A 6,430-nucleotide genomic window follows, 5' to 3' on the forward strand; every position below is an offset into this window, starting at 1 on the left:
GCGGCCCAGGCCGAGCCGCCGCCCACGGCCGCACGCCCGTCCGCCGGCGCACCGCGTGAACCCCCCGTGAACCCCCGCGGCCCCCCAGCCGTCGAGTCGGAGGGGGAGGACACCGTGACCAACCGCGCCGGAACCACCGACGCCGACCACCGGCCCGCGCACTGGGTCCGCAGCAGGCTGCGCGCCGACCCCCTGGCCGCGCTGCTCACCGCCGCCCTCGCCCTCGTCACCGTCTTCCTCGCGGCCGCCCTGCCCAGGGTCCAGGACCGCGGCGCCGACGCCGCCCTGCAGGACTACGTCCGCCACCGCGGCCTGCACCTGAGCAGCCTGCAGTACACCTCCCACACCCGCCCCACCGACACCGCCGCCGACCTCGCCGCCGTCCGCACCGCCCTCACCGCACGCCTGGCCACCGCACTGCCGCTGACCACGGCCGGCGAGGCCCGCGGCACCCGGGCCCGCCTCCGCGGCGCCCTGAACAACCCCGGCTACGCCCGGCTCGCCGCCGCCACCGCGCCCCAACTGGAACTGCTCCACCTCGACGGCCTCGCCGACCGGGCCACCCTCACCGCCGGCACCTGGCCCACCCCCGCCCCGGCCGACGGCCCGCTGCCGATCGTGATCAGCGAGCAGGCCGCCGCAACCATCGGCATCACCCTCGGCGACACCCTCGACAACGGCGCCGGCGTGACCGGCCCCCGGCGCACCACCGTCGTCGGCCTCTACCGGGTCGACGACCCCGCCGACCCGTACTGGGACGACCTCGGCTGCCCCGCCCGCGCCTGCCTGCGCCTGGACCCCCAGGGCAACAACGGCTGGCAGACCACCGGCTTCACCGACGGCGCGAACCTGGACGCACTGGCCCGCTGGGGCAGCGGCGCCGAGAACTTCTGGCGGCTGCCCGTCGACCCCGCCGCCCTGCGCGCCGACCGGCTCGACCAGACCATCGCCACCGTCGACTCCCTGCTCGCCGGCCCCGCCGCCGACGCACCCGCCGCCGCCACCGGCCGCGCCGACCTGCGCGCCTCCTCCTTCCTGCCCGACACCCTCACCCGGGCCCGGGCCCGCTACCGGGCCGCCCTGCCGCTGGCCGCGATCGGCCCGGCCGGCGTCGCGGGCGCGGCGGCCGTGGTGCTGTTCCTGGCCGCCGCCCTCACCACCGACCGCCGCGCCGCCGAACTGCGGCTGCTGCGCGCCCGCGGCGGCTCCCGCACCGGGGTGCTGGGGAGGCTGCTCGCCGAGGGCGCCGTCACCGTCCTGCCCGCCGCCGTGCTCGGCACGGTCCTCGCCCTGGTGCTGCTGCCCACCGCCCGGTGGGACCGCTCGGTGCTGGCGGCCCTGGCCGCGACCCTGATCGCGCTGCTGGCCTTCCCCGCCCGCGCCGCCCTGCTGTGGTCGCGCCGCCGGCCGGTCGGCGGCCCGCGCCGGGTGATCGGCGAACTCACCGTCGCGCTGGTGACCGCCGCCGCGGTGGCCGAGGTCCGCCGCCGGGGCGTCGGCCACCCCGGAGCCGGCCCGGACCCGCTGCTGATCGCCGCCCCACTGCTGCTCGCCGTCACCGGCGGACTCCTGCTGGCCAGGACCGAACCGCTGCTGATCGGCCGGCTGGCCGCCCTCGCCGGGCGCGGCCGCGGCCTGATCGGCTTCCTCGGCCTGGCCCGCGCCGCCCGCGACACCGCCGGCCGGCACCGGCCCTCCGCGCTGCCGCTGCTCGCCCTGCTGATCGCCGTCACCGGCACCGGCTTCGGCGCCGCCGTGCTCGACGCCGTCGACCACGGCCGGCTGCGCGCCGCCCGCCTGAGCACCGGCGGGGACATCGGGATATCCCTCCCGGACTACGCCACCGTGCCGCCGGCGTTCACCGAGGCCGCCGCCGCCCTGCCCGGCCTGCGCACCGCCACCGCCGTCCGGATCGACCCCAAGGCCCTGTTCCTGGGCGCCGGTTCGGACTACACCAAGGTCACCGTGGTGGTCGCCGACCCGGCCGCCTATGCCGAGATCGCCCGCACCGTTGGCGCCGGCGCCTTCGACCCGGCAGCCCTCACCGCCGCCCCCGGCGGCCCCGCCACCCCCGTGCCCGCGCTGTTCAGCCGCGACCTCGCCGCCCGCCTGGCCGCCGGCCCGCCCACCCTGCACCTGAACACCGGCAGCGACCTGCCCACCACCGTCGCCGGAACCGTCACCGCCACCCCCGCCCTGCCCGACCCCGGCCAGCCCTTCGTCATCGTCCCGGCCGGCCCCGCCACCGCCCGCCTGCCGGAACTGCGGCCCGCGAACCGGTGGCTCGCCGTCGGCGACATCGACCCCGAACAGGTCAGGACACTGCTGCGCGAACACGGCCTCACCCAGCCCACCGGCATCCTGAAACTCATCCAGGACGACGCCACCGCCGCCGGCCACGCCACCCACGGCCTGCCACCCGGCTACACCGTCACCAGCAGCCGCGAACTCGCCGCCCAGCTCGCCGACGACCCGCTCCAGCAGGCCACCGGCCGGCTCTTCCGCTACGCCGCCGCCGCGGCCGCCGGATTCGCCCTCCTCGCCACCCTGCTGACCCTGCTACGGGCCGCCCCCGAACGCGCCGCTCTCCTCGCCCGCCTGCGCACCATGGGCCTGCGGCCCCGTCAGGGCCTCGCCCTGATCACCGCCGAAGCCCTGCCCCGCACCCTGACCGCCGCCGCCGGCGGCGCCCTGACCGCCCTCACGGCCGCGACCCTGCTCGGCCCGGCCTTCGACCTGACCACCCTGGTCGGCGTCCCCGTCGGCGACGCCCTGCGGCCCGCGCCACTGCCGGTGCTGCTCCCCGCGGCGGGCCTGGCGCTGCTGGCCTGCCTGGCCGTGCCGCTGGAGACGGCGGTCGCCGGGCGGCGCCGGCTCGCCGTCGAACTGCGCGCTGGCGACCGGCCCTGACCACGCGCCGGCCCCGCCCTGGAGCGGGCGGGGCCGGGCGGGGTCAGATGCCGTCGGGCGCCGTCAGGCGCGGTGGTACTGGACGGGGGAGTGGACCTCACCGCCGAGGGCGCCGGCCGCGTGGCGGGCCCAGAACGGGTTGCGCAGCAGCTCGCGGCCGATCAGCACGGCGTCGGCGCGCCCGTCGGTGATGATCCGCTGGGCCTGGGCCGGGTCGGTGATCAGCCCGACGGCCGCCACCGGCAGGCCGGTCTGGTCGCGGACCGCCTCGGCGAAGGGCACCTGGAAGCCGGGCGCGGCCTCGATCCGGGCGTCGGGGACCAGGCCGCCGGTGGAGACGTCCAGCAGGTCCACGCCGTGGGCCTGGAGCTCCTTGGCGAGGCGGACGGTGTCCTGGGAGGTCCAGCCCTCGCGGCCGTCCTCGGGGTTCTCGGTGAGCCAGTCGGTGGCGGAGACCCGGAAGAACAGCGGCAGTTCCTCGGGCCACACCGCGCGCACCGCGTCGACGACCTCCAGGGCGAAGCGGATCCGGCCCTCGAAGGAGCCGCCGTAGGCGTCGGTGCGGCGGTTGCTCTGCGGGGAGAGGAACTGGTGGATCAGGTAGCCGTGGGCGCCGTGGAGTTCGACGGCCTGGAAGCCGGCCGCCAGCGCGCGCCGGGCCGCGTCGGCGAACTGCCGCACGATGACGCCGATCTGATCGACCGTCAGCTCATCGGGGGTGGTGTGCTCGGGGGAGAAGGCCAGCGCGCTGGGGGCGACCGGGGTCCAGCCGTGCTCCTCCTCGGGGCTCAGGGCGCGCCCGCGCTCGACCCAGGGCCGCTCGGTGGAGGCCTTGCGCCCGGCGTGGCCGAGCTGGACGGCCGGGACGGTGCCCTGCTCCTTGAGGAAGGCGGTGATCCGGCGGAACGCCTCGGTCTGGGTGTCGTTCCACAGCCCGAGGTCGTACGGGCTGATCCGCCCCTCGGGGCTGACCGCGGTGGCCTCCACGATGATCAGACCGGCGCCCCCGGCGGCCCGCGCCGCCAGGTGGGTGTAGTGCCACTCGTCGGGCGCCCCGGCGCGCTCCCCGGCCGGCGCGGCGCTGTACTGGCACATCGGCGGCATCCAGACCCGGTTGGGGGCGGTCACGTCCCGCAGGGTGAACGGGGTGAAGAGGGTGCTGCTCATGTGGGACTCCCGTGAGGTCGGCGCCGCCGGCGCCGCCGGGCGGGGGTCCGGTGGGCGCGCAGCTGATTGCTGATGAACTTTATGCGCTTCAACAATAGTTGCGGTCCGATTAAGTTGCAAGAGCCGTATATTTTGCTGCGCGCCGCCGCTGAGCCCCGGGTCTCCGGGGCTCACCAGCGGCGCACGGCGCCGGGGATGCCGTGCGTGTGAACGGTCGCCGGATCCGCTTCCCCCGGGGCCGGCACGCGGGTGCCGGGGGAGCAGGCTCCGGTGGGCGTAGCCGGAGGCGGCGCTGTCGGTCGGCACGGTGCCGGGCTCCCGCTCGACCATGGCGGTCAGGCCCGTGATCCCGGCGGTGAGCTCGCCCGCCAGTCCGCGCAGGGTGCTGCGGGGGGCCAGCGGGGGACTGTCGGGGAGCGGGACGTCCTGGGCGGCGGCCGGCAGGCCGAGGTCGCCCGGCGCCAGCAGGCGCCCCCCGGACCGGCCGCCGTCACGGTCCCGACGTCCTCGTGTCCCAGGACCCGTCCCGGGGCGGGCCGGGGGAGCGCCGCGCGGAACTCAGAGGAACCTCAGAGGCTCGCGCTCCTGGCACCGGGCCTGACGTCTCGTCAGAATTGGCGCTCCCGCGTCAAGAACTCCGGGCAGTCCCCCACTGTCCCGGAGTCTCCGCGCGCATCCGGTCCCCCCCCAAGGCCCAAGGAGTTCCCGTGTCCCTCGCCCTCGCGCCGCTCTCCGAACGTGCCCGCCCCCTGGTGCTGGGGCTGTTCCGCATCGTGGTCTCCCTGCTGTTCGTGTGCCACGGCGCGGCGACCCTCTTCGGCGTCCTGGGCGGAGCGCACGGCAAGGCGCCCGAGGTCGGAGAGTGGCCCGGGTGGTGGGCGGCCGTCATCCAGATGGCCGGCGGGTTCCTGGTCCTCGTCGGGCTGGCGGTCCGCCCGGCAGCGCTCGTCTGCTCCGGGTCGATGGCCTACGCCTACTTCAGCGTGCACCAGGAGCACGGCCTGTGGCCGATCCAGAACGGCGGCGAGCCCTCGGTCATGTTCTGCTGGGCCTTCCTGCTGATCGCCGCGGTCGGGCCGGGAGCCCTGGCCCTGGGCCGGGTCCTGCGCCGCGCGCCCGCCGAGCCCGCCCTCTCCGTCTGACCGCCGCCCGCGGCGGCCCGGGCCAGTAACTCCTCCGCCCGGTCGGCCCGGTCGGCGTACAAGGAGCCCAGGACCCCGGGCGGCTCGAAGCCCCAGGCGGCGTTGGACCGGCCGAGGCCGCGGGGCGGCCGGCCACCGAGGCCCGGTCCGCGGCGGCCCGGCCCGGAAACCCGCTGGCCACCCGCCCGCCCGGACGGTGATACTCGCCCGTCGGGGCGGGCGGCGAGGGGGAGCGGGCGGGCGTGGAGGTCTTCGAGTGCAGGGCGTGCGGCACCGCGCTGACGGTGGCGCTGTCGCGGGTCGCGTTCCCCGTCCACGGCGGCTTCCAGTACGGCAACGGCGTTCGCATGCCGGTCCTGATGGAAGCGGGCACCTACGGCGTCGACGAGGGCCCCGACGGCGAGCCGTGGTCGATCGTGATCGCCCCGGGCGACACCGACGGCACCGAGCTGGTCCAGCGGTTCGAACTCGGCGCCTGCTGCGGCATCGACGGCCGCGACGGCCCGAACGTCACCTGCGTCGGCTGCGGCCGCAAGGTCGCCACCAGGGTCGACGCCTGCTCGCTGTGGCAGGCCACCTGGCTGGTGCCCGACGCGGTGCAGGCCGTCCCCGTGGGCCCGTCCCGTCCGGTCGCCGACTGGGCCTCGCTCACCGAACCGTCCTGCGCCACGGCGCCGTTGGAGACGGACGGGGAGTGGAACATCCGCTGGGAGGCGGAGGCCTCCGTGACGCTGGCCCATCTGGTCCACGCCGCGGAAGGCGTGCCCGTCGCCTTCTCCGGCGGCCCGTGCGCCGACGCCTTCGGCAGGCTCCTCGGCGAACTGGCACCCCCGTCAAGCCGCCCGGCCCTGAGCGCGGTCCTGGCCGGACCGGGCCGGCCGCTGTCCGGCCCCCTCCCGGACATCGCCGTGGTCCCGTACCACCCGCAGACCGGAGAGCTCTGGCCCACGCCCCCGGGCGTGGCGGCCGCGCCGATGGCCGCCGACTTCTGGACGTACCTGGCCTTCCAGGACAGGCGTCCGCTCAGACCGGTCACCGGCAGACTGCCCCCTGGCATCGAACGCGACGACCCCCTGCCGCCCCACCCCCGGCGCCCGTTGATGGAGGTCCGGGGGGCTTACCTCTACACGCTGAAGCTCCTGGACCCCGCCCGGGTCAAGGACTCCGAGCTCTGGTGAACCGGCGGCGGCGCCGCCCGGGAACACCCCGGA

At 77.0% G+C, this 6,430-nt stretch carries 4 protein-coding genes; 3 read left to right on the plus strand and 1 reads right to left on the minus strand.

Translation table 11 applies throughout. The features are described from left to right. Positions 1-114: 114 nt before the first annotated feature. Positions 115-2,910 (plus strand): hypothetical protein, encoded by a 2,796-nt coding sequence (locus ACFWIS_RS09080; protein WP_380460056.1) that lies wholly within the window; start codon positions 115-117, stop codon positions 2,908-2,910. A 63-nt stretch (positions 2,911-2,973) separates the two neighbouring features. Here ACFWIS_RS09080 and ACFWIS_RS09085 read toward each other — a convergent pair whose 3' ends face one another. Further along, the gene (locus ACFWIS_RS09085; RefSeq protein WP_380460054.1) at positions 2,974-4,077 is read right to left on the minus strand and encodes an NADH:flavin oxidoreductase/NADH oxidase; all 1,104 of its coding nucleotides are present in this window, start codon (positions 4,075-4,077) and stop codon (positions 2,974-2,976) included. A gap of 707 nt (positions 4,078-4,784) precedes the next feature. Between ACFWIS_RS09085 and ACFWIS_RS09090 the strand changes: the two genes are divergently transcribed. Both ACFWIS_RS09090 and ACFWIS_RS09095 read left to right on the plus strand, forming a co-directional pair. After that, positions 4,785-5,219, plus strand: a complete 435-nt coding sequence (locus tag ACFWIS_RS09090) for a DoxX family protein (protein WP_380460052.1) — start codon at positions 4,785-4,787, stop codon at positions 5,217-5,219. A 242-nt stretch (positions 5,220-5,461) separates the two neighbouring features. Continuing rightward, entirely contained in the window at positions 5,462-6,397 is a 936-nt protein-coding gene (locus ACFWIS_RS09095; protein ID WP_380460050.1) for a hypothetical protein, read from the plus strand. Positions 6,398-6,430 lie beyond the last annotated feature (33 nt).

This window comes from Kitasatospora sp. NPDC127060 (genome assembly GCF_042724935.1).
GTDB lineage: Bacteria > Actinomycetota > Actinomycetes > Streptomycetales > Streptomycetaceae > Kitasatospora.

Coding starts and splice junctions, on each gene's coding strand:
- ACFWIS_RS09085 (WP_380460054.1), bottom strand. CDS start 4,077: ATGAGCAGCACCCTCTTCACCCCGTTCACCCTGCGGGACGTGACCGCC.